This is a genomic window from Bradyrhizobium frederickii, assembly GCF_004570865.1.
Taxonomy (GTDB): Bacteria; Pseudomonadota; Alphaproteobacteria; order Rhizobiales; family Xanthobacteraceae; genus Bradyrhizobium; species Bradyrhizobium frederickii.
Genome location: NZ_SPQS01000136.1, coordinates 1 through 735, shown reverse-complemented (window position 1 = coordinate 735; position 735 = coordinate 1). Strand labels below are relative to the sequence as shown.

General features: G+C 55.9%; 2 protein-coding genes. Both read right to left on the bottom strand.

Annotated elements, in window-relative coordinates; translation table 11 throughout:
• On the bottom strand, nucleotides 1-301 hold a 301-nt coding region (locus E4K64_RS40055), incomplete at its 3' end, for a phage tail tube protein (RefSeq protein WP_425528402.1).
• A 28-nt stretch (nucleotides 302-329) separates the two neighbouring features.
• On the bottom strand, nucleotides 330-735 hold a 406-nt coding region (locus tag E4K64_RS40050), incomplete at its 5' end, for a phage minor tail U family protein (protein WP_430642620.1).

The window sequence follows — 735 nt, the reverse complement described above, 5'->3', positions numbered from 1 at the left end:
AGGCACGGGTATCGCCTTCATTAAACCACGCCAGCAGCGCCTGCTGCCCCTGCTCTCCGGGCATCCACGCCAGCGTGAAGCTGGTATCTCCGGCAGATTTCTGCCCCTGCCCGGTCGCAGTCCAGTCTGCATCTTCATCATCGAGATAGCTGTCGTCATAGGACTCAGCGGTCAGTTCGCCGGGCGTCAGGTCTTTAACTTTTGCCAGACGCGACCAGTCAACGTCTGAAAGCGGATTCGCGTAAGGGTCACCGCTCCCCTTATAAACCCACAGGGTGGTCCCGGCACCTTTCACCGGCATTGTAGGATTTGGTACAGGCATAGCGTCCTCACATTTCATAGGTAATGACATAAGTCAGATCGGCTGAACTCCACAAGCCCGCATCATCGTCGCGCCGGTAGTCATAGCCGCTGGCCACCATACTGGTGATCAAATCTGACAGTGCCGGGATATCGCTCATCACCGGATAAATCCGGGACTCCATCCACGCATCCAGCTCTGAATCCGGCACCTGAGCAGGCAGGAAAACTTCGATATGCAGCTCCGCCTGCCAGGTATCGCTGTCCAGCTCTTCGCCCGTGTATTCAGCGCCGGTGAGATAAACGGCAACTGCCGGAAAATCCGCCTCATCAAAAACAGCGGGGCGACCATCAAAAAACGTCTCCCCGGTGTCATGCTTCTCCAGTGCATCCAGTACGGCTGCACGGAGTTCAGTATGTTTCATCGCTTTATTA